At 70.2% G+C, this 21,179-nt stretch carries 17 protein-coding genes, 1 tRNA gene and 4 pseudogenes; 5 read left to right on the plus strand and 17 right to left on the minus strand.

The annotated features are described in order from the left end of the window. A pseudogene (locus ACWEKM_RS40190) lies at positions 1-287 on the minus strand (hypothetical protein); the annotation flags it as partial. Positions 288-499: 212 nt separating this feature from the next. Between ACWEKM_RS40190 and ACWEKM_RS40195 the strand changes: the two are divergent. Next, a pseudogene (locus ACWEKM_RS40195) lies at positions 500-1,251 on the plus strand (IS5 family transposase); the annotation flags it as partial. Between the two features lie 179 nt (positions 1,252-1,430). Here ACWEKM_RS40195 and ACWEKM_RS40200 read toward each other — a convergent pair. After that, positions 1,431-1,814, minus strand: coding sequence for a hypothetical protein (locus ACWEKM_RS40200; RefSeq protein WP_451626247.1), 384 nt, complete (start codon positions 1,812-1,814; stop codon positions 1,431-1,433). Between the two features lie 243 nt (positions 1,815-2,057). On the opposite strand from ACWEKM_RS40200, the gene ACWEKM_RS40205 reads away from it, so the two are divergent. Next, positions 2,058-2,318, plus strand: coding sequence for a hypothetical protein (locus ACWEKM_RS40205; RefSeq protein WP_451626248.1), 261 nt, complete (start codon positions 2,058-2,060; stop codon positions 2,316-2,318). A 348-nt stretch (positions 2,319-2,666) separates the two neighbouring features. Here the strand turns inward: ACWEKM_RS40205 and ACWEKM_RS40210 are convergent, their stop codons facing one another. From ACWEKM_RS40210 to ACWEKM_RS40255, 10 genes are all read right to left on the minus strand, one after another. After that, positions 2,667-3,548, minus strand: coding sequence for a hypothetical protein (locus ACWEKM_RS40210; protein ID WP_451626249.1), 882 nt, complete (start codon positions 3,546-3,548; stop codon positions 2,667-2,669). 375 nt (positions 3,549-3,923) lie between these two features. Beyond that, on the minus strand, positions 3,924-4,808 hold the full coding sequence (locus ACWEKM_RS40215) for an extensin (RefSeq protein ID WP_451626250.1): 885 nt from the start codon (positions 4,806-4,808) through the stop codon (positions 3,924-3,926). Beyond that, a complete protein-coding gene (locus ACWEKM_RS40220) occupies positions 4,805-5,749 on the minus strand; it encodes a C40 family peptidase (RefSeq protein ID WP_451626251.1) in 945 nt (314 codons plus the stop codon). The genes ACWEKM_RS40215 and ACWEKM_RS40220 overlap by 4 nt, the downstream gene beginning before the upstream one ends. Then, the gene (locus tag ACWEKM_RS40225) at positions 5,746-6,735 is read right to left on the minus strand and encodes a replication-relaxation family protein (RefSeq protein ID WP_451626252.1); all 990 of its coding nucleotides are present in this window, start codon (positions 6,733-6,735) and stop codon (positions 5,746-5,748) included. Before ACWEKM_RS40225 ends, ACWEKM_RS40220 begins: the two co-directional genes overlap by 4 nt. Positions 6,736-6,783: 48 nt before the next feature. Then, on the minus strand, positions 6,784-9,189 hold the full coding sequence (locus ACWEKM_RS40230) for a type IV secretory system conjugative DNA transfer family protein (protein WP_451626253.1): 2,406 nt from the start codon (positions 9,187-9,189) through the stop codon (positions 6,784-6,786). Continuing rightward, positions 9,186-11,042 carry a VirB4 family type IV secretion system protein gene (locus tag ACWEKM_RS40235; RefSeq protein ID WP_451626254.1) on the minus strand — a complete coding sequence of 619 codons (1,857 nt, stop codon included), beginning with the start codon at positions 11,040-11,042 and terminating at the stop codon, positions 9,186-9,188. The genes ACWEKM_RS40230 and ACWEKM_RS40235 overlap by 4 nt, the downstream gene beginning before the upstream one ends. Beyond that, positions 11,039-11,995, minus strand: a complete 957-nt coding sequence (locus ACWEKM_RS40240; RefSeq protein WP_451626255.1) for a PrgI family protein — start codon at positions 11,993-11,995, stop codon at positions 11,039-11,041. The genes ACWEKM_RS40235 and ACWEKM_RS40240 overlap by 4 nt, the downstream gene beginning before the upstream one ends. A 7-nt stretch (positions 11,996-12,002) precedes the next feature. Continuing rightward, positions 12,003-13,592: a hypothetical protein gene (locus ACWEKM_RS40245; protein ID WP_451626256.1), complete on the minus strand. Its 1,590-nt coding sequence runs from the start codon at positions 13,590-13,592 to the stop codon at positions 12,003-12,005. Positions 13,593-13,957: 365 nt separating this feature from the next. Then, the gene (locus ACWEKM_RS40250) at positions 13,958-14,335 is read right to left on the minus strand and encodes a pilin (RefSeq protein ID WP_451626257.1); all 378 of its coding nucleotides are present in this window, start codon (positions 14,333-14,335) and stop codon (positions 13,958-13,960) included. Positions 14,336-14,681: 346 nt separating this feature from the next. Next, the gene (locus tag ACWEKM_RS40255; RefSeq protein ID WP_451626258.1) at positions 14,682-15,473 is read right to left on the minus strand and encodes a hypothetical protein; all 792 of its coding nucleotides are present in this window, start codon (positions 15,471-15,473) and stop codon (positions 14,682-14,684) included. A gap of 492 nt (positions 15,474-15,965) precedes the next feature. On the opposite strand from ACWEKM_RS40255, the gene ACWEKM_RS40260 reads away from it, so the two are divergent. Next, positions 15,966-16,619 (plus strand): hypothetical protein, encoded by a 654-nt coding sequence (locus ACWEKM_RS40260; protein WP_451626259.1) that lies wholly within the window; start codon positions 15,966-15,968, stop codon positions 16,617-16,619. Positions 16,620-16,653: 34 nt separating this feature from the next. Further along, entirely contained in the window at positions 16,654-17,625 is a 972-nt protein-coding gene (locus ACWEKM_RS40265) for a TRM11 family SAM-dependent methyltransferase (protein WP_451626260.1), read from the plus strand. A 194-nt stretch (positions 17,626-17,819) separates the two neighbouring features. Here ACWEKM_RS40265 and ACWEKM_RS40270 read toward each other — a convergent pair whose 3' ends face one another. Continuing rightward, complete coding sequence (locus ACWEKM_RS40270) at positions 17,820-18,752, minus strand: hypothetical protein (RefSeq protein WP_451626261.1); 933 nt, start codon at positions 18,750-18,752, stop codon at positions 17,820-17,822. Between ACWEKM_RS40270 and ACWEKM_RS40275 the strand changes: the two are divergent. Further along, positions 18,741-18,947, plus strand: a pseudogene (locus tag ACWEKM_RS40275) (recombinase family protein); the annotation flags it as partial. The gene ACWEKM_RS40270 and the pseudogene ACWEKM_RS40275 overlap by 12 nt on opposite strands. A 354-nt stretch (positions 18,948-19,301) precedes the next feature. On the opposite strand, the gene ACWEKM_RS40280 reads toward ACWEKM_RS40275, so the two are convergent. From ACWEKM_RS40280 to ACWEKM_RS40295, 4 genes and pseudogenes are all read right to left on the minus strand, one after another. Beyond that, a complete protein-coding gene (locus ACWEKM_RS40280; RefSeq protein WP_451626262.1) occupies positions 19,302-19,643 on the minus strand; it encodes a hypothetical protein in 342 nt (113 codons plus the stop codon). Between the two features lie 133 nt (positions 19,644-19,776). Then, positions 19,777-19,849 (minus strand) — tRNA-Arg (locus ACWEKM_RS40285). Between the two features lie 163 nt (positions 19,850-20,012). After that, positions 20,013-20,231 carry a hypothetical protein gene (locus ACWEKM_RS40290; RefSeq protein WP_451626263.1) on the minus strand — a complete coding sequence of 73 codons (219 nt, stop codon included), beginning with the start codon at positions 20,229-20,231 and terminating at the stop codon, positions 20,013-20,015. Positions 20,232-20,284: 53 nt separating this feature from the next. After that, a pseudogene (locus tag ACWEKM_RS40295) lies at positions 20,285-21,179 on the minus strand (hypothetical protein); the annotation flags it as partial.

The raw sequence follows: 21,179 nt of genomic DNA on the forward strand, positions 1-21,179 counted from the left end.
ATCGCCAGCACCTTGCGGTAGTCGCCGGGCAGCGCGGCCTCGTCAAGGCCCTCGCCGCGGTGCGGGATCAGCAGGAACGCCCTTCCCGCCACCCGGGCAGGCACCGGGGAGGCGACCACGGCTGTCTCCGCTTCGGCCCGGTCCTGCTCGGCCAGCCGGTTCAGGACCCGCTCGGCGACCAGCAGTTCCTCCCGCTCGGCCCGGACCTCCTGCAGCTGCTTGGCCAACTCCTCGGCGAGCGCATCCAGTTCACTGCGACGAGCGGTGATCTGCTCCAGGTCTCCCATACCCTTCACCCTTCCGCGATCTCACCCTGTACCGCCCCGGTCACGGATCGTAGGAGCGGTCCCGCGACGAGCGCAGCGGAACCCGGGAACCGCCTCAGCCGACAGGGCAGACGATCTTCACCCTGGACACCCGCCGCCGACCAGCACGAGCACGGCAACCCACCCGCACACCAGCCCACCTCACCTGCACGTTTCACGATGCACGGGCCTCATTGGGCTGCCACCGTCCCCGCATCCCCGACCGGGTCGTGTTCGACAAGCTCCTGGCCCGCCTCGTGCTCGGAGGCACCTACCAGCAGCATGCCGACCACACCTGCTCGGCAACCACGATGAGAGCTCGGCGGGATGAGCGGATCGCCAATGGCCTCTTCGAGCGGCTGCACCGGCTGGCGCTCGAGGCATACGACGAGGCCATCGGCCTCGAGCTTGAGAATCTTGTGGTGGACGGTTGCATCGTGAAAGCCCCTGGCGGTGGCCAGAACACCGGGCGCAGTCCGGTGGACCGAGGCAAGAGCGGTCTGAAGCGGTGCTGGTCGACGGCGGGGGCTTGCCGTGGGGTGGGTCCTGGCTGGCGCGAACCGCAACGACTCGCCGCTGTTGCGCCCCACCCTGGAGACCCTGCGCCTATTCAGGTTCCATTTGCCACCGTCGATCACAGTGCACCTGGACGCCGGCTACGACTCACAACCCACTCGGGCGCTGCTGGAAGAGCTGGGCTGCGCTGGACGGATCACCCCGAAGGGGCAGTTCGTGCCGATCAACCACACCCACCGGTGGGTGATCGAGCGGACCAACTCCTGGCACAACCGGGGGTTCAAGGCGTTAGCGATCGTGACCGACCGACGTGCGGTGGTGCAGGACGCGTGGGTGACGCTGGCGAGCGCGGTCATCGTGATCCGCAGGCTGCTACGCCGGGCCTGGGCGGGCCTACCGGTGGGATGCCTGCCCTGCCCGACGACCCTGACCTATCCGCGCGACTTCTAACTCGCACATCTCCTGTTGCATCAGATGCATCATCGTTGAGGTGGTGCGCTGCCCCGCAGGTCACGCAGCCGATCAGGCAACGTGCACCTTGAATGGGTCACCGGCCTACCTGCCTAAAGCGCGCTTTCCCAACTCTGTGTCATGTTGCATCTGGCGCAATCAAACACGTTTCGCGCAGGTCACCGGAACCTGTCCGCCGACGACGATGTACCAGTTCCAGCCGTCTTTGTCGCACTTGTGGTAGAGCGGACCGCTGTTGGTGCGGCCGAGGGCGATGAGGCAGAAGTTGTTCCGGATCACGTCGCCGCGGTGGACATAGCGGACGATGGGGGAGTCGGGTTGGGCGACCTTGGTGTTGCCTTCCGGCCTGCGTACGGCCACCTTCTTGCCGGTGATCTTGATCTTGCAGTGCGTCGGTTCGGCCCGGTTCTGGGGCTGGGCCCCTGCCGGGGTCGCCGGGGCGAGGCCCCCGCAGAGGGCAACCGAGCCCAGAAGCCCGGCGACGGCGGGGCGCAGACGGCTGCGGACGCGAGACGGGGCCATCTCCTGCTCCTTCGGTCAATCTGAACGCACCGCGACGCTGGGCGCCGTGGTCATGGGTCGGCGGACTGGGCGTGAACGCCCCACCGGGTGCCTCCTGTAACTACCGGTGTGTGCGCGAAGCAGTTCTATATCACCTGAACCAGCGGAATATGCTTCCAAATGGAGCAAAGTGGAATGAAGAGTGCGAGTTTCGTAGCAATCTTCAGTGCTGACGTCGCTGAACTCACAGATAAGGAGTGCCCGTTGCCTCGCCGCCACGCCTCGCTGTTCCTCACGGGCATGCTCGGTGTCTCGCTACTCGCAATGTCGCTTCCCGCGATCGCCGCCGAGCCGGTGCATGTCTCGGCCGCATCGGTGGCCCTCAAGCGGGACTTCTGCCGTATCACCGGGTCTTCGGCGACGGTGCGCGTCAAGCCCCGCAAGTCCGCGAAGGGACTCGGCACCGCGTACAGGGGAGACACCTGCACCGCGCACGGCTGGGCGAGGGCGAGGGCACATGGGTGAAGGTCACGATGAAGCGCACCGGAGTCGCCGGGTATGTGCACTCGTCCCTGGTGGCATGGGGCAAGGAGTCGCTGACGTCCACCGGGGGATGACCAGCCCAAGGGGCCCGGTGTTCGTGCCCGGGGTGCGCGTCAGCTCGTACGCCGTGTGCGTGAAGGTACCGTGTGCGGAGCGCCGGGCCCAGTACGCCGCGTACACGGCGGTGGCCGCCGACATGCTCAGCCACTCCGCCACCGAACCCTGCCCTTCCATGTCGCCGCCCGTTTGGTGTGGAAGGCTCGCACAGCAGCCGGACTGGTTCCCAATCCCTGTGGGAACCAGTCCGGTTCGGCGCGTCGTTCTGGTCGGCTACGCGTCGGCCTGCGGTGTGGCCAGGCGGTAGGTGCGCGGCCGGTCGCTCACCTGCTCGGCGATGTTCTGCTTGACCAGCTTGTCCAGGGCGTTGGCGATGGCGCCCGAGGATTTCTCGATCACGCGGCTGATGCCCGTGGCCGTGAACGCCTCGCCGGGGTGCGCCGACAGGTGGTCGATGACCATCTGGCGCAGTGCTCCGGGCGCGAGCCGCTTCTTTCCGCCCGGCAGGGCGTTCACCTCCACCGGTGCCGTCATCGGCTGCTCGGGGTCGGTCGGCGGGACAGGGGTGTCCTTGGCGTCCGCGCTGCCGTTGTCCTCTGCGTGATGCGCGCCGTCTGCGTTGGTGCTGTCTTCGCTCTGCTCGGCGTCTGGCGTCGGGGTATGAGGGGCTGCGTAGGTTACCGGCACGCTGGCGGTGTCTGCCCCGTCATCGTCCGACTCGGCGGAGATGTTCGGTGTGGCCTCATTGGCCGGGGCGTTCTCGCTGTCCGTGTTGTTGGCGCTCGGCTTTGGGGCGTTGGCGGTGGAGTCGGTCGGCTCGGCGTTCACGGCTTCCTGGTTGCTCTCGGCTTCCTTGGTGGTGTTCTGGCCGGTGGGCGCGGCGCGCCAGCGGTCGGGGGTGCGGCGGGGGCCGTCGTGGCCGCCGGGGGTGCGGAGGGCCAGGCCGTGTTCCTCCAGGGTGACCAGGGCCTTGCCGGTGGTGGAGCGGCCCAGGCCGGCGGCGAGGGCGAGTTCGGAGGCTGTGGCCCCGTCGTCGCCGGTGAGTTTGACCAGTTCGGCGTGGACGGCGGCGGGCGTGCCGGTCAGGCCGGCCAGCGCTTCGGAGTCGGGCACGGCGTGCAATGTACGAGTGTCGTCGGTCGTGGTGTCGGACATGGGGGAACCTCGATTCCGTCGGATGTCGGGTGAGTGAGGTCTCCGGCCGGGGCGGAACCGCACGGGCGCGGGTCGCGGGTGTCTGCCGGGCGCGTGCGCATCGCGTGTCTCCCGGGCGGACATGGCCGTGCAACGGGCGGGTTCACGGATCCCCGTGGGCCCGCCGGGTTTGTCGGCCACGACCATGGACGCTCCGCTCCGGCGGGAAGTCAAGTGCGCCGATCATTCCCGGATCGGACCAGCTCAGAGCGGTGGTAAGCCCGTTGGGCGGGTGCTGTGTGTCAGTGGTGTGCCGATCGGCGAGCGGAGTTCAGATCCCCTGTATCGGATCTGATCGGTCTCGGAGCGGGACGGATCGGGTGGCGGGCGGGCGGCTCAATCGGTCGAGGGTGGTGGGTTGTGATCCCGGGCCAGGAGCTGTTCGCGGATCCGGTGGGCGCGCCGTGGCCCGATGCGGAGATCGGTGCGTAGCCGCCAGATGCTGACTGGGTTGCCGGTGGCGGTGCGGGCTGCTTCGTGCAGTGCGACGGCGCGTGGCCACACGTCGGCGTCTGCCGCCGTGTTGTCGGCTGGTGGGGGACCGGGCGCCAGCGGGGGGTGATGGGGTGTGTCGTCGCCCGTGTGAGGCCGGTTGTGGCCGATGCCGGTGGCGGTGGGGGTGTTGATCGAGGCGGGTTCGGGACTGATTCGGTGCTTTGGGGGCAGGGCGGTCGGGGGATCGGGATGGCTGGTTGTGGGATCGGTGCTCTCTTGGGGCGATCGGGGCGTGCTGAGGGTGGGCGGGGAGTGCTGCTCGGGAGGATCGGCAGTGTCGATCCGGTCCGTGAGGTCGGTGACGGTCCGTCGGTAGGCGGCGATCGTTTCCGTCAGGGCGATCAGGAGCAGGGCCGGAGTCAGGTGCAGTAGCACGGCTGCCGGATCGGCCTGGTGGGGCCAGCCGATCTGTCCGTCGGGCCACAGGCTGTCCCAGGAGTTCATGAGGGCGGCGGTGCATCCGGCGCTCCAGCGCAGGGTGGTGGACCAGGCGGGCGGGCTGATGCTCCAGGAGGCGAGGCGTGCGTCCACGTACAGGACGCTGGCGAGTGCGGTGCCGATCATGGGGTCGAGGAGGACGGCGATGGGGAGGGGGATGTTGCGGCTGGTGGCGAAGCGGGTGACGTTGACCGTGGTGAAGACCAGGGCCAGGATTCCGACCGTGCACAGGACCCAGGTCATGGTGCGCAGCAGGTTGATGGCCTCACGGCCGGCGATCTGCTTCACCGGGTACCGCCGTCTTGGTCCTGCAGTGAGGGTCGTGTCGCTCCTTGGAAGGACGGGGAGTCGGTGTTCGCTGGGCTCTGGCGTACGACGGCTCCGGGGTGTGGGGCGTCGATGGCCTGGCCGGTGCCGGTGTAGAGGGAGACGTGGGTGATGGTGCGGGGGCTGGTGCCGAAGAACAGCAGGTCGCCGGGGAGTAGTTGCGCGCCCTTCGGAAGGCGGGGGCCGGCGTCGTACTGGGCTTGGGCGACGCGGGGGATGGTGATGCCGGCGGCGCGGTAGGCGGCCTGGGTCAGGCCGGAGCAGTCGAATCCGCCGTCGGCCGGTCCGTTGCCGCCCCATACGTACGGGGTGCCGAGCTGGGCGCGGGCGAAAGCAACGGCTTTGGCCGCAGCCTCGGTTGGGGCAGATACAGCGGCTGCGTACGTGTCGGCGATCTTGAGGACCTGGTTCACGTAGGTGTCGTCGTGGTTGTAGTGCCAGATCGCGCGCCGCAGGTTGGTGCCGTTCTTCGCGCCGTTGGCGCACAGTAATCGGGCTGCGGCGTAGACGGCGTCGACCGGGTCCCACGGTGTGGGCGGCTCTTTCCCACCGGGCGGTACTGGGTAGGCGTATGCCTTGAACGTGGATGGCAGGAACTGCATGGGCCCGACTGCTCCCGCCGAAGACACCATGGTGGGGTGGCGCGCGTGGTCGGTCTCGACTTTCCCGATCGCGGCGAGGATCGTCCAGGGCATGCCGGGACATTCGGGTGCCGCGCGCTGGTAGAGGGCGAGCATGTAGGCGGGGATGTCCGCCAGCGCATGCTTGCTCGGCGAGGCCGCCATGCTGCCGCCGGAGGAAAGCCCGCCGAGCAGGGCGGCGGTGGCGAGGGCGGCCAGCATCGGCAGGGCGAGGACTGCGCAGCCGATGCCTCCGGCGGTCTTGGCGAGAAGGGAGCTCACGAGCTTGCCTCGTGCGTGGGTGGGAGCGGGGGCACGGGGAGGGTGAGGGCTGTGTCGGCGTCGGTGGGTTCCAGTTCGGCAGCCGGACCGAGCCGGGGCCAGCGGGCGGCGAGCCTGGCGAGGGTGGTGCGACGGGTGTCCCCGGTCCCGAGCGGGCTCCACCAGGGGCCCCAGGGTTCGGTGGTGGTGAAGTCCGCGGAGGAGGTGGCGATGTTCAGGTCCAGCTGGCGGGCGGGGGTGGCGAGGCGGCGGCGGACGGCTTGGTCGCGGGAGGCGGTGCGGGTGTGGATGAGGAGGGCCGGGCGGGCGTTCGCTGAGGTGGCGAAGGCGGCGTAGCCGGTGAGTTTTGCCTCGACGCGTGCGAGGGGCTGGCTGCCGGTGTCGTATTCCAGGAAGAACGGCAAAACTTGATCACCGTCGTGCCAGTGGGCGTAGGCGTCGGGCCGGATGATGTCGCCCCAGCGGCGGGCACAGGACCGCTCGGACAGCCAGAGCGGCAGCCCGGCTGTGGCGGTGATGCGGCCGTGGGCGGTGAGACGGGCGAGGAGTTCGTTGACGCCGAGGTCGTGGCCGAGGGAGGGGGAGTAGGCGATGCGTCCGGTGTGGCTGGGGCGCCAGCCGAGGTCGGTGGGGTCGCATCCGGTGTGGGCGGCGAGGACGGCGGCGCCGGCGGGGCCGAGGGTGTAGTGCTCGGGGGCGGAGCCGGTCTGGGTCAGGGGGCGGAAGGAGTCGAGGACGGCGTGCTGGTGCAGGGTACGCAGGCGGCGCTGGGCGGAGCGCAGGGAGGTGTAGGCGAGTGCGGCGATCTGGTGGGTGGTCAGGACGCGGTGTTCGTGGAGCATCCGCGTCAGCCAGAGGTCGCGGGCGGTGAGAGTGCGGGAGAGCGCGGCGATGTCGGTGTGCCGGACGGGGCGTGGGCGGGTGGTGGAGGCACGGGCGGTGTAGCGGGAGCCGGGGCCGATGGCGGGGCGTGGGAGTGCGGGCATGACGGGTCACCACCAGGAATGCGAGGAGAGGAGGGGGGAGGGTGTGTTTCAGGGGCGGGTGGCCGGGCGTGGTCCGGTGCGGCCGCCGGCTGCCGCGCGCAGGTCTTTGGCCCGGCTGGGCACTGGGGGCGGCAGGGGGCGGGTGGTGAGGGTGAAGGCGGCGGATTCCGCGCCGCCGGTCAGCAGGTGGGCGGCGGCCTGGTAGGGGCCGAGGTGGGCGAGGTCGTGCGCGGCCAGGGTGGGGAGCGTGTGCCGTTCCAGCGCGCCTGCGTCTTCCGGGGAGGCGTTGAAGAAGACCTTGTTGCGGGCGTTGGCGGAGATGCCTTCGCGCAGGTCGCGGGGGAGCTGGGCGAGGTGCTGGTGGGCCAGCAGCATGGACAGGCGGTAGCCGCGTGCCTCGGCGAGCATGTCCTCCAGCGGATACGGCAGGGTCAGGAAGTTGTGGGCCTCGTCGATGCTGAGCGTGGCGTCGATCCGGGAGTGTTCGGGGGTGCGGGCGCGGGCCGCAGCCGCTTGCCAGGTGCCGGCGACGATGAAGGAGCCCAGCAGCCGGGCGGTCTCCTCGCCGAGGGCTCCTTTGGGCAGGCGGGCGAGCAGGATGCCGCCGTCGAGCACGCTGGCGAGGTCGAAGGTCGAGGGGCCGGCGGCGATGGCGCGGCGGGCGAAGTCGCGCAGCAGGAAGGCCCGCAGTTTGTTCATCACCGGGCCGACCACGGCCGCTCGCGAGGGTTCGGACATGGACTCGTACCAGTCCCAGAAGCCGCGCAGGACCGGGTCCTTGAGCGCGGGGATGATGCGCAGCCGGTAGGCGGACTCGCTGAGGAGGCGGGGGACGTCGGCGAGGGTGACCAGCTGGCGGGTGCGTTCGCGGTGTTTGAGGAGGGTCAGGCAGGCGGCGCGCATCACGTCGTCGGTGCGTGGGCCCCAGAAGGCGGTGAAGATCCGGCGGAAGATGCCGGTGAGGTTGTCCACGACGACATCGATGTCCGCGCCGTCCAGCACATTCAGGCAGGGTGGGGTGTGCGGGTCGTCGGGGTCGATGAGGACCAGCCGGTCGGCGCACGTGTCCGGCAGTCGGTCCAGGAGGTCGGTGACCAGGTCGCCTTTGGGGTCGATGACGATGACGCCACGGTGCTGGCGTACGTCGTCCAGGACGAGGTTCGCGATCAGTGTGGACTTGCCGCAGCCCGTCGCGCCCATGACATGGAGGTGGTGACGGGCGTCGGCGACCGCGAGCCCGACCCCGCGACGGGCGCCGGTGTCCGAACGGCCAAGGGGCTTGACGCCGTTACCGGGTGCCGGTTCGGGGATGGAGGGCGGGGGCAGGACGGAGCGGGCGCCGGCCCGCTGGACGCCCGGTGCGTCCGCGTCGGCGGGGAGGTGGGCCAGGGTGGCGAGTTCCGGCACGGACAGCAGGGCAGGGCGCGCGGGCGGGAACTGCCGGGTACTCAGGTGCGGTTCGGGGTGACGCAGGCGGGTGCGGACGAGATGGTTGCGGTCGGCGTACAGGCCGAAGGCGGAGGCGAGCGCGTGGGCCCGGCCGCGTGCCACGTCTTGGGCGCGCTCCGCGCCGGGGCTGCAGGTGGCGGCGTAGGTGAGTGTGCACTGCCACTGGGATCCGGAGAGCTTGGCGGCCGACTGCCGTACAGCGGTGGCGTGTTCGGGATCCTGTTTGCCGGTGGTGGCGGGCTGGGCGCGATGGAGGAGGAACGCGGCCAGGGCGGGCAGCCGGGCAGATGTCTGCCCTGCCTTCAGCCTGCGGGCCTGGCGGCGGGCCCGCCGCAGCGCACCGCCGGTGGCTGGGCGGGCCAGAATCTGCACGCAGGCGGACTCGTCCTCGGACATGCCGGTCGCGGCCTGCAGGAGCGCGCGCAGCGGGTCGGTGGGGTGATCGGTGCGCAGAGGCAGGACGTCGGGGCGGGCCAGCCGGAGCCGGCCGGCGGTCATCTCGTGCCCACTCGGCAGCAGAGGGCCTGGCTGTGTGACGCGGGTGTGGGCGCCGGGCCAGGCGGCTTCTACTGCACGGCGTACGAGGCCGATCGGTACGGTGCCGGGGACCCACAGGCGGATGCGCAGGCCGGTGTGGGACCAGGTGTATTCGAAGGCGAGGTGCGGCTGGCCGGTGGTGATCCGGCGCCACCATGGTCGTAGGAGCCCGGACAGCTGGGCCCACAGGACTTCCCCGCCTTTGGGGGCGGCCTGGGGTGGAGCCAGGAGCTCCACCCAGTGGGCGCCGTCAGCGAGGCGTTGCTGGCGCAAGCGCAGGAGCCGGCGCCGGACGGCGTATCCACAGGCTGTGGATGCGAGGGCTGCGGGGAGCAGGATGGGTGCGGACGCCGCGCACCAGTCCGCAGCCGTGGTGAGCACCGTCATGTTGAAGGACTCCGGGTGGCTGAGGAAGTCCACCAGCCATCCCTGTGGCTGGACGGCGGCGAGCCGGCCGTGCGCCGTCACAGCGTCCACTCATCGTCTGCGACGGCCCGATCGGCGTAGCTGCCATCGGGCTCGAAGCCGTCGTCTGCGTGCTGGGTGGCGAGTTCGCCCGGATCCGTAGTGATCACTTCGTGTTCGCCGGGTGCGGCAACGCTGATGAGGGCGACTTTGTGGCGGCGGTCGCCGGTCAGCAGCAGGGCCTCGCCGCGGGTCGCAGAGAGCAGGAACTCCCGTTCGCCGTGGCAGAGGTGGAAGTTCTCGCTGATGGTGTCGATGGCTTGCGGGGCCTGGCGGAGCAGGATCTGGGTGGCCGCGTTGGAGACGATGGCCCGCCCCAGTGGGGAGGCGAGGACGTCATCGGCGTCCTGGGTGACCACGGCCAGGCCGGTCCAGTATTTGCGGGCGGCCTTGGCCATGCGGAAGAGGAAGCCGGCACCGGCGCCGTCGCGCATCAGCAGCCACGCCTCGTCCACCACGACCAGGTGTCGGCCGGCGTGCGAGCGGTGGGTGACCTGCCGCCAGATCGCGTCCAGCGCGAGCAGCATGGCCGGCGCCTTGACCTCTTCCGGGAGCTGACGCAGGGCGAACACGACGAGATGCCCGGTGGTGGAGGCGGTGCTGTGGCCGTTGAACAGCGTTGAATGTGAACCGGTGGTGAAGGGAGCGAGCCGGCCTGCGAGATCGTGTGCCGTCTCGTTTCCGTCCTCGGCCAGGATGGTGGTGAGGTCGGTGAGGGTGGGCGGGGTGCGCTGCCAGGTGCGGTGGTCTGTGGTGATCCCGGCGTGTGTGTAGGTGGCGAGGATGGCCCGGTCCAGCACCGCCTTCTCGGCTGCGGTCAGGTCACTGGTCAGCAGGACGGCGAGGAAGGTGTGCAGGAACAGTACGCGCCGTGTCAGGACGTCGTCACCGCCGTCGGTCGCTGCCGGGAGGTCGAAGGGGTTGAGGCGGACGCCGTCGGCGCCGAGGGCGATGACGTGGCCGCCGACGGTTTCGGCGAGCCGGGTGTACTCGTTTTCCGGGTCGATCACCGAGGCCGTGACGCCGGTGAACAGCAACCTGAGCAGCTCCAGTTTGGTCAGGTACGACTTGCCGGCGCCGGAGCGGGCCAGGGCGATGGAGTTGTAGTTGTCCTGCGCGAAGCGGTCCCACACCACAGGAGCCCCGGAGACCGCGTTCAGCCCGTACAGCACCCCGGACACGGTCCCGTCCCCGTCGGTGGCGGCGGGCAGGTCGGGGCTGGTGAAGGGGAAGCAGGCGGCGAGCGCGGCGGTGTCGAAGGTGCGGCGGATCTTCAGGGTGTCGATGCCGAGGGGGAGGGTGGCCAGCCAGCCCGGAAGGGCCCGGTAGGTGGTGGGGGCGACGGTCATGAGCAGCGATTCGGCGATCGCCCGTACCGCGGCGGCCTGCTCGGAGAGGGTGTCCTCGTCCGGGGCGTGCACGGTCAGGTAGAGGGCGACGTGGAAGAGTTTGCCCTCGCCGCGGGCGATGCGGTACGCGAGCTCGGCGGCGTCCGCCGCGGCGGCCTCGATCTCCGGGTCGTCCAGGTGCCCTTTGTCGAAACCGGTGCGGCGGCCGGACTCCAGGCGGGCGCGCTGCTTCTTCAGCCCGGCGGCGGCGACCGGGTTGGGGACGGGCTCGATGTGCAGGGCGATGTCGAGGTGGCCGGGGAAGTTCAGCAAGGGGGCGAGCCAGCCGGGGGTGACCTCGGCCGGGTAGCCGGTGACCACCAGCGTGGTGGCCAGGTGCGCACCGATGGCCAGAGCGCGGGCGTGCACCTCGATGGCCTCGGGGCCGGCCACATCCAGCAGGCGGGCGCCGTCCACGGTCCGGGCATCGGCAGCGGTGTCACGGGGGCTGAAGCGGAGCCGGGTCATACGAGATCTCCTTCCGGTCCGTCCTCGGGCGGGGCGGGGGTGTCGGGGTTGCAGGCCGCGCTGACCAGCTCGGCGCTCTGCTCGGCGTCCAGCGCGGTGACGGTGATCTCGGCGGCGGTGAGTGCACGGGCGGCCTCGGCCACCCGCTGACGTACTCGTCCTTCGCCCGTGTGGCCTCGCATGCCGGGTGCCGCGGCCTCTTCGCGGGCGACCAGCACGATCTGCCGACCGAGCAGGTTGCCGCCGGCGGCGAGGTCGGTGAGGAAGTCGGCGTGCGCGCGGGCGGCCCCCTCCAACGCGGGGTGCGGCAGCGCGGCGGCATCGTGCTGCAGGGTGTCGGCGAGCGGGGCCAGATCGATGCGGTGGCAGCGCACCAGCAACTGGGTCGGGCCGGTCAGGGAGTTGAGCCAGCGCGCGAACGCAGCGGTCAGGGCCTGCTGCTCGCCCGCCGAGCGCAGCTCGAAGTTGACCGTGGAGCACGTCGCCAGGGCCGCCTTTCCCTCCCGGTCCAGGCCGAGCACCCCTTCAGACGTGATGCCGTCGTATGGCATGCGCATCGCGGCCGGAGGCGGATCTGCGGCTGTGGCCCAGCGGCCAGGAATGACGGCCGGCAACGGCGGAACTCCCTCGGGGGCGTGCACCCGGCGTTTCGGCGCGCGGGCATGGGCGAGCGCGGAGAGCAGGAAGTGATCCAGACCGATGCTCTCCCGACGGCCGAGTACGAGGGCGGCCACCGCCCCGGCGACCGGAATGACGAGGACCACGTACGCGAGCGGCGTCATGAAGGGGCGTGAGGCCCACCAGCCGCCGTACAACACGAGCGCGGCAGCAGCGAGGATGGCCGTCTGTCTGGCGGTGAAAGGTCCCAGAAGGCGGTCGGGGCGGGAGATGTCTGCGGGGATGCGAGTGGCGTATGGAGCGTCCGCTGTCTCTTCGGACTGGGACTGGTACATGCGGGATTCACCTCCGGGGTGGTTCGAGGGGCAGGCGCAACTGCATGGGGCGCGGTGGGCGGACACGGACACGGCGGGCGGGAATCGGCAAGGCCAGCTGACGCGCACGGGGCACCGGGGCAGGCCGGGTCAGGGGCGGCGGCGTGGCGCCGGGAGCGCGGGCCGCGGGTGGCGGGGCGGGTGCGCGCTCGGCGCGGATCGGCAGCCACAGCTGGGTGGACCTCGCCTGCCGGGTGGGGCTCCGCCCGGTGGTCACGGGCAGGGCCATTTGCCGGATCCGGCGGGCCCGGGCGGGATGGATCACAGCGCGGGGACCTCTCGGCGTACGGACGGGGGGAGCCGCGCCGGGCCCACGGCGCTGGGGAGTCCGGCGCGGTCGGCCAGCGGCGCCGGCAGCATCGGCCGCGGCGGGGACCGGATGTGTGCCGGCGCCGCCGGCACGGCGCCTGCCTGGCCCGGCTGGTGCGCCGGGGGCGGGTTGACCCGCTGCCCCCGGGCGGCCACCGGGAGGACGGACCAAGGTCGCTCTGCCGCGGGCGAGCAGGGCCAGGCCCCGGCCGCGCACGCCGCCATGCCCGGGTGGGGCGGCGGGCGGTCGGCCCCCACCGGGCCCGCCCCTGCCCCTTCCTGGACGGCCGCCACCGCCGGGTCCGCCACGGCCCGGGCCCAATCCGGTGCCCCCTCCGCCGCCGGGGTGGCGGCGCAGCCGGCTCATGCCCGGCAGGTAGTGGTCCATGAGCCGGTACATCGCCAGGTGCTTGAGTATCCGCACACCGGTCGGGGCGTGCGGGTTGTGGATCGGTGTGCCACGCAGGACGACCTGTAGGGTCCAGCCGGGAATCTTGAACAGCACCCAGAACAGGGCCACTCCGGCGAGCATCGTGCCCAGCTGGTCGGACTTGGGAATGCCCAGAGTGGTGGCGCCGGGGGCGAAGAACAGTTTCAGGGCGAGAACGAACGTCATCGACTGGGCGACCTGGATGACCATGCACCCGGCCAGCGCACGCCACCACAGGCGGGCGACCGGATCAGTCAGCGGATGAGCGTGACACGCCAGCATCAGGGGCGCAGCCACGGCCAGCAGCGCCATCACCGCGACACGCACCAGGAAGCCGGTCAGCACCGCCAGCACCAGCACGATCATCACGATCGCCAGGATCAGCAGGTACAGCTTCAGCCCCGGGGCGCCGAACAGGGCGAAGGGCAGGACGCGTTCGACCATGCCCTGCCCGGCGTCCGACAGGTCGGTGGCCATGATCGCGTGGGCGAGGGCGTTGGACAGGCCGATCGCCTTGCCCATCACCGTCAGCGAGGTGGCCGCCGCGACCATGCCCACCAGCAGGCGTGGGGCGATCTGCTGCAACGCGTAGCGGGTCTGCACCGTCTCGTAACCCATGACCGTGATGCCGCCCGCGGTCACGAACAGCACGTAGATCCCGGCGGTGATCCCCAGCATGGCGGTCCACAGCCGCTTGATGTCGGCGTGCCGGGTGACGTCCGGTGTGGCCAGCAGGGTGTCGGCGAGGAACTCGCGGACCGGCTTCATGATCTGCTCGATCAGCATGCCGAGGAACGAGGTGATCGCGTTCACGATCATGCCGGGGACGTCGAGAAGGCCCCAGCCGGTTGCCTTGTCGCATCCGACACCGGTGGCCTCGCACGCCGAAGGGCTGGGCCCCGGCGTCGGCTCGGGGGAGGACGGCCGTTCCGGTTCTGGTGCGGAGCGGCCCGGAGCGGGGGCGGGGCCCGGCGCGGGATCCAGCCTCGGCCCAGGCTCTGGCTCTAGGGAGGGAGCCGCAGGCCCGGGCGCGGGCCGCGGTTCGGGCTGAGGCGGATCAGGGGCCGCCGGGGCCACGGCAGCCCTGCTCACGGCGTGCGCGGAACCTGGCTGGGCGAGCGGGACCAGCACGAGGGCAGTCAGGAACAGCAGCGGCAGGGCGCGTCCCAGGCGCCGGGCGCGCGTCACTGCCCGCCCCCGCCCGCACCGACGATGCCCTGCAGCACCGTCACGATCACCGGGGCCAGGATCGCCAGCCCGTAGCCGGTGGCCGCAGCTTTCAACGCCCGCTTGGCGGCCTCGACTTCGCCGGGATCACCGCCGGCCATCAGGTAGCGCAGCCCGCCGAAGGTGAGGAACAGCGTGGCGAGCCCGGCGAGGAGGCCGACGATCCAGTTCCGCAGGTTCGTAATGACAGTGGGGATGTCCGCGACCGCCCATACGTGAGGCGAGTCCGTCAGCAGGACCAATGCGGTGAAGGCCGAGATGAACCCCAGCCGGAACAACCAGCGGCCGAGCGGCCGGACCTGCGGCCGGTACGGCCGACGGAGCCTCGCGGGCATGGCAGCACACCTCCAACGGGCACACAAAGAGCAGGACAGAAAAAGGGGGCAGGAGACAGGTCCACCCCAGGGGGCGTACGAGACGCAGGCATGGGGTGAACAGAACCCTGGACCCGGGGCCGACCTCCTTGCGGGGGTTGCGGCGGGAGGGGTTTCTCGGGTGTCAGCACGAGACGGTCGCGCTCACCCCACACCGTGCGGCGTCCCGGCCCGGGGCATCGGCAGCCGCCCCGGACCAGAACGGGCGGCCCGGTCCGAAGCCGGGCTGGGCCGCCGTCATTCGTGAATAGAGACTTCGGTGGCGGGAATTGACATCCCGCCACCGAAGATCCCCCGGTCGGACGCCCTACCGGACCAGCAGCCGGTGTCGCAGATGTGCGGCCAAGTGCTGTTCGGCGGCGCTGCGGTGCCGGTAGAGCTGACGCACACTCACCCCGCGCTCCGCCGCAAGCCGGCCCATGGGCTCGCCATCAAGGCGCGTACGGGCGATCAGCCGCGCCTCGGCCACACCGACCACACGGGCCTGCACCGCCTGGGCCAGCACCGTCAACTCGTCCACCGGCTCACCATGGTCCGCCTGCGACGCCGAGCACAGCTGGTCGAGAGGAGCTGCAGTCGGGCCGGTCTCCCGGGTGGCGCGGCGGCGGGCGGCGTACACCAGCCGGTGCACGGCCCGGTCGGCCGCACTGAACAGCTCCCGGTCCAGCCGCTCCGCGCCTGGGTCCAGGATGTGCAGGGCTGTGGCGACGGCGGCCAATGCTTCCTGCTCGACCTCGGCGCGCTCCAGATGGGCGGGGCGGGCCAGCCGGGCGAGCATCCGGCGCAGCACCGGCACGGTCATGGACACGGCGACCATGTCCCACGGTTCGCCCAGCTCGCGGGCGCGCCGGACGATCTCACGCCAGGTCTGATCGCGGAGTTCGGCGCGGGTGGAGGGGTGCGCGAGGTGAGTGCGGACCCGGTCGACCGGCCAGGCTGCACGGTCGGGTTCGTCGCACACCAGATGCGCGGGGAAGGTGAGCGGTTCCGCCGTACCGCGGGCGATAGCAAGGAATGCCTGCTCCAGCTCCCCGAGCGGGGAACGAAGGGTGCTGTGCGGACGGCCGGTGGGGCGGTGGGCGTGGTGACGGTCGTGCATGGCGCATCTCCCGTGAGCGGTGCGGACAACTTCCGCCGCCACCCCTCCCAGGCCCACGTGCCATGAGCGGCCCACCCGCACGCCAGTGTCGTGCCGCCTGCGGTCGAATGGTCCGGCCTGTGCGATGGCCCGCTGCTGGCTCTGTCCTGACGGACTGGAGAGACGCCTCAGACGGACCCAGGCGAATCGAACACGGAAATTCTTTGCTCCGGCATGAACTCCCCGGAGCACGGTCACCTCTGACGGCCCAGCAGTGGCCCGGTAGTGGCTCGCAGGTGGCGCGCGACTGGCTCGCACACGAGACAACCTGCGCAAACACGAAACCGCAGTGAGGAGAAGCGTGTGCGCCACCCTGCCTGTGGAGCGACCGTTCCACGAGATTGAAGAGATCGAACACATTCCAGGCAATGGCAAAGCCCGGCCGGTGATTCCCTATTACTTCACGTCAGCACGAGCACGGCCGGACCCTCCAGTCCCGGGCGCCACCCAGCCATGCCACACTCCACCGCCCGTAACGCTCTCCCGCTTCCGGCGACCATCTGGCTCCCAGGCCCGGACGAGTCCAGCACCGCCCCCATCCCCGGTGCGGTCCTGCCCGCCTGGGCCATCGACAAGATCCGCACCGAACTCGTCGGCCGCCCCGGGGACCGGCCCGTCCCGCTCCTCAAGATCGCGATCCGGGACACGGCACCGGGCATGGACGCCCGCATCCCCACCGCCCCCTTCACCACCCCCGCCGACGATGGCGATGACGACACTGCGAAACGGTGGCCGGTCCTCCTGGCCGAACTCCACCCGGACGCCCTCCCCGTCCCCACCGGCGACCTGCCGTCCGCAGGAAGCGAGCTGCCCGGCAGCTCCGAGGACGCCTGGCCCGGTTTCTTCCACCGCGTTCACCGGCTCCTGCCCGAGGACGGGCTCCTGCTGCTGGCCACCCGCCAGCGCCGGAAGGCTGGACGCCTCACCGACCCCCTCGGCACCCTGATTGCCTCCGCCCGCACCGCCGGATTCCGCTACCTCCAGCACATCGTGGTCGCCTACGGCCACCCGGCCGGCGACCGCCTCGTACCCGCCACACCCCCGGACATCTGCCGGGGCGTCGCGCACTGCGACCTGACCGTCCTGTCCGCGATCCGCCACGCATAGACCCCCGCCACGAGACACGAGAGGAGATACCGCCGTGCCTTCCTCACACTCGGTGTGGAACACCGCACCCACCTCCGCCCCGGCCCAGCGCAAGGGCCGCTACCTTCCCGGATCGGCCGCCCACCCCGCCAAAATGCTCCCGCGGATCGCCGCCCACGCCATTACCGCCTACACCCGACCCGGCGACCTCGTCCTCGACCCGATGTGCGGCATCGGCACCACCCTCGTCGAAGCCATCCACCTCGGCCGCAACGCCCTCGGCATCGAGTACGAACCCAAGTGGGCGAAACTCGCCGCCCTCAACACAGTCTCCGCCACCGGGGAAGGCGGCACCGGCACCGGAACGGTGCACTGCGGCGACGCCCGCCGGCTCACCCACCTCATCCCCACCGCCCTCCACGGCAAGGTCGGTCTCGTGGTCACCTCACCCCCGTACGGGAACTCCGTGCACGGACAGGTCCGCTCCACCCGCGAGACCGGCGAACGCGGCGTCGTCAAGACGGACTACCGCTACAGCCACGACCCCTCCAACCTCGCCCACGTCTCCACCGACCGGCTCCTCGAAGCCTTCACCGAGATCCTCACCCAGTGCCGGCACGTCCTGCGCCCCGGCGGCACCGTGGTCGTCACCACCCGCCCTTGGCGCGAGCGCGGCGAACTCATCGACCTGCCCTCCGCCGTCCTCGCCGCCGGCCAGGCCGCCGGACTCACCCCCACCGAACGCTGCGCCGCCCTCCTCGCGGGCATCCGCGACGGCCGCCTGATCACCCGCCCCTCGTTCTTCCAGATGAAGAACGTCCGCGACGCCCGCCGCCAGGGCATCCCCCTCGCCGTCATCCAGCACGAGGACGTCCTGGTCTTCACCCGCCCGGGACAACCCGCCGCGACGCCGCCACCCTGCCGAGCCACATCGGCGCGCGCGGCCAGAACGCCCGCCACGTCGGCCGGTACCGGGGGTGTCCGCTCCCGCACCTGCGCCTGGAGGGGCCGCCGTGACAGGCACTGAACCGCACCAAGCCGCCCGAGCCATGCAGTTTCTGATCCTCGACGGGATTCCTCATGACCGCTCGCCGCAGAGGGGCCGGTCATGACGTCCCCTCACAGCACGGCCCCGGGAGAAGAACGGGACAGCGCTGACGCGTGCGTGGCTCCGCCGGACGGGGTGATCCGCTCTGCCCCCGCCCAGAGCTATGGTCCACGTCAAAATCCCAGGTCACCGGCGCCTGACGTGACGTTCGAGATCCAACTTGCCACCGGCGAGGAAGCTGACGCACTCCGCAGGCTCCAGAGACAGGTCATGGTGGAGGTCGTGACATGGATCGCACAGCAGCGGAGGCGGACAGGCACCCCGCAGAACTCCTCGCCGCCGCTGTCCCCCGTGGCCGGTCCCGCAGCGGGACCGGATCCGCCAGCGGGACATCGCCCAAGCTGACCCGGCTGGTCTTCCTCGGCCGCACCTCGACGGAGGACAAGCAGGACCCCACCATCTCCCTTCCCCGGCAGGTCCGCTCGTGCCAGTCGGTGCTCCCGCCCGGAGTCGTCATCGTCGGTTTCTACTACGACGTCGAATCCGGGAGGAAGGACCTTGCCGCACGCGGCCACGGGCGCGGCCATGAACGCTTCGACATTCCGGTCCCACGCGACGGAGGCATCCAGGACCTCCTCACCGTGGCCGAGAGCGGTGAGCGGCACTTCGACGCCGTCATCTGCGAGTCCATCGAGCGCGTCGCCCGCCGCACCTACTTCGGCACCCTCATCGAGCACCGCCTCGAAGCATCCGGCGTACCACTGCTCGCGGCGGACGAGCCGATCAGCTTCACCGGCTCGCGCCTCAAGACAGCCACCCAGGTCCTCACTCGCCGCGTCAAGCAGGGCGTAGCCGAGTGGTACGTCCTGGAAATGCTGGAGAAGGCATGGGGCGGCTTCGAAGAGCACACCATCCAGGGCTACAACATCGGCAAGCCGCCCTACGGCTACCTCGCCGACCGCATCCCCCACCCCGTCCCCGCCCGCCGCAGCGAGGGCAAGACCAAGACCCGCCTCATCCCCGACCCGCTCGGCGCCCCCGTCGTACGCAAGATCTTCGAATGGCGCGTCGTCGAACGCCTCAGCTGCAAGGCCATCGCCGGCCACCTCAACGAAGACCTGACCGTCAACCCGCCACCCTGCCCGCCCGACCCCTCACGAAGGCTCGGACGCTGGACCGAATCCAGCGTCCGGGACATCCTCACCAACCCGAAGTACACCGGCCACATGGTCTGGAACCGCCGAGCCATGAAGACCCGCAGCGGCAAAGTCAACCCGATCGAGGACTGGGTATGGTCACCGCAACCGACCCACCCCCCGCTCTGCTCCCTCGAAACCTTCGTCCGCGCCCGAACCGTGCCCCAGGAACGCGAACGCTCACGCAGCGCGCCCGGCTCGAACACAGCCCACCCCCAGGCCACCCGTACCTACGCACTCCGCTCGTTCCTGTTCTGCGCCATCTGCGAGCGCCGCATGTTCGGCAAGGCCCGACGAGAACGCAGCTTCTACGTCTGCGCCCCCAAACCCGACTACATCCCCGCAGACCACCCCAAGAGCTTGTGGATCAAGGAGGCGTACCTACTGGAACCCCTGCACGACTTCTTCGCCGAACGGATCTTCGGCCCCGACCGCCGGGAGCTGCTGGAAACCGCGCTGTCAGAGGCCGACGAACGCGAAGGACGCCAGCACGCGGAACGGGACAAGGCCCTCAACGACGCCCTGACGGACCTCAGACAACGACGAGAGCGCCAGTTCCACGCACTCGAACTCGCCGACAACCCGGACCGCCGGTTCGTCCAGGGAGTCCAGACGCGCGTCGCCGAACTCGATGACCAGATCCAGGCCCAGGAAGCAGAGATCACCAGCCACCGGAAGAAAGCGCCCGCCCTGCAGGCCCCAGCACTCATCGACGCCCTGCCCGCCGGACGGTGCGAGATCGCGAACCTCCCCGACACCATGCGCCGCCGAATGTTCGAAGCCTTCAGACTCCAGATCCACTACGACAAGCGCACCGACAGCGCCCGCTGCCGGGTGGTGCTCACCAGCGACACGATCGACGCGACGGCCCGCATCGCCGAAGGAGCGATGCGGGCCGGTCGTGCGGACGGGAATGCGTTTCCCATCTGCGCTGTGCCCCCGGCAGGATTCGAACCTGCGACACCCGCTTTAGGAGAGCGGTGCTCTATCCCCTGAGCTACGAAGGCGGGGCTCTGTGGGAAAATGCGTGGGAATTGCGGCTATGTCCGCGAGGTCCCTGTGATCTTCCGTTGGAGCCGTGCAGCGCGCCGCCCGTGGAGGCTGCGCACTGGCGTCAGTGTAGCGGGTGAGGCCCGCCGGTGGCTGAGGGTGCCGAAGGCTGGGACTGGCTCAGGGGCTGCCGGCCGTGGCCAGGGCGATCGAGTTGATCATCCAGGCGTAGCCGAGGAGTGCGCCCTCGGCTCCGTACAGGGGGATCCGTTTGTCCCAGTGGGAGTAGTCGAGGGTGGAGTTCGAGGACTCGCTGTCCTGGCGCATGCCGAGGAGTCGGTCGCCGTAGTGTGTGTCGGGTGGGATCGGGCGGAGGTGCTCGGTGCGGCTGAATTTCATACGCTTGGTTCTGGGGTCGGTGGCGCCGTCTTCTTCTGTTTCGTAGATCGCGATCAGTTCGGTGTGGGGCCCGTTACGGCAGGGGATTTCGATGGAGTGGTAGAAGCGCCAGCCTGATTTCCTTCGCGGGTGAGGAGTTCCCGGACGGGGAGCGGGGTGTACATGGTTTTGCCGTCCACGGTTATCTGGCGTTCGCGGGATCGGCCGATTGCGGCATACACATCGTGCGTGCAATTCTCGTACGGGCACTTGCATTTGTTCTTGCACTTGCACTCGTACTCAGTGAGCGGGTAGGGCTTGATTCCGCCGTGCTGGCGGGTGAAGACGATGAGGCCTCTGCGGATCAGTGGTGCGCGGTGTTTTCCGCGCCATGCGGTGTCATAGCTGGCGGCGATGACTCCAGGGGCGCGGTCCAGGATCTCGTGAGTGAGGTGGACGGCGGTGGCGGCTTCTTCTTCGCGCTCTACTTGTTCGGGAGATCGGTGGTGGGCGTTGTCGGCGTTGAGGATGAAGCGGCTGTGGCACTTCGCTTCCTGACGTACGGAGAATGCGACGATCTTCTTGCCGTAGACGATGTTGTCATCGCCTTCCATCTGGATTCCGGCGTCCTGGTCGACGCGGTGATAGCGAATCTCGCCGGTCTTCTTGTCTTCCGTGTGCTCTTCCGTTTTGTCTGAGGGCGGGCGGACAACGGTGCCGTCGCCGTTGCTGACCTGGCTGCGGTGCGGGCGGAACCGGTCACCGCGTTTTCTTTTCTCGGAGAGTAGGCCTTGGCCGATTGCATGTCGGATCCAGGCGTCTCGGCATTCTTCGCGGAATTTGTGTACAGACGCTGGACTGTCGGTGGTAGGCGAGTGAGGTTTTCTCGGCGAAATGATCTCCGCGAAGCAGGCTGATCGGCGCATGTCGGGATGGATCGGTCCGGGCGGCCCCAGCTCTGGACAGACG

The organism is Streptomyces sp. NPDC004752, assembly GCF_053601275.1.